Annotated in this window: 1 protein-coding gene; it reads left to right on the top strand. The window is 54.9% G+C overall.

The annotated features are described in order from the left end of the window. Positions 1–76: 76 nt before the first annotated feature. Positions 77–989, top strand: a 913-nt coding sequence (locus GOB82_RS13210) for an IS5 family transposase (RefSeq protein ID WP_265794633.1), incomplete at its 3' end; no start/stop codon positions are given.

Below are 989 nucleotides of genomic sequence, written 5' to 3' on the forward strand. Positions count from 1 at the left end.
TGGAGGGTTCGAAAAACCCCCTGGTTTTGAGAGCTGCTCTGTGATTCCATTTCCCTTGAGTTGATTGGGGGCATGGATCATGAAGCAGACTGGTTTCTTTGATGTTGAAGAGCGGCTTGCTCGGCTGAGCGGGCTTGGCGATCAGCTCGAAGCGTTTTCCCGGACTGTGGATTTTGAAGTGTTCCGCCCGGAACTGGAGAAGGCTCTGGCCTATTCAGATGGAAGCAAGGGCGGGCGACCGCCATTTGACCCGGTGTTGATGTTCAAGATCCTGGTGATCCAGACGCTCAACAATTTGTCTGATGAGCGGACAGAGTATCTCATCAACGATCGCCTGTCGTTCATGCGCTTCCTTGGCCTGGGGCTTTCAGATCGGGTGCCTGATGCCAAAACGGTTTGGCTGTTCCGTGAACGCCTGACCCAGGCGGGAGCCATTGAAAGACTGTTTGACCGGTTTGATACAACTCTGCGGAACGCCGGTTATCTGCCGATGTCCGGCCAGATCCTGGATGCAACGCTGGTAGCTGCGCCAAAGCAGCGCAACACGAACGCCGAGAAAGCCGACCTCCGGGCAGGCCGTATCCCTGAAGACTGGCAAGACAAGCCGGCAAAGCTGGCGCACAAGGACCGTCATGCGCGATGGACGCTGAAGTTCACCAAAGCGAAGCGGCAGGACGATGGAACCATGCCATCCAGTGATCTCGCCATCCCGTTCTTTGGCTACAAATCTCACGTCTCTATCGACCGGAAGTTTCGGTTCATCCGAAAATGGAAGACGACGGATGCCGCCGCCAATGATGGCGCTCGATTGAGAGAGGGGCTGCTGGATAAAAGCAATACGGCCTCAAGCGTTTGGGCAGACACGGCCTATCGCTCAAAGGCCAATGAAGACTTCATGGAAAAGGAGGGCTTTGTCTCGAAGGTTCACAGGAAGAAACCGCATCTCAAGCCTATGCCCAGGCATATCCAGAAATCCAATGCTGGAAAGT

The sequence above is a fragment of the Acetobacter farinalis genome (genome assembly GCF_011516935.1).
Lineage (GTDB): Bacteria > Pseudomonadota > Alphaproteobacteria > Acetobacterales > Acetobacteraceae > Acetobacter > Acetobacter farinalis.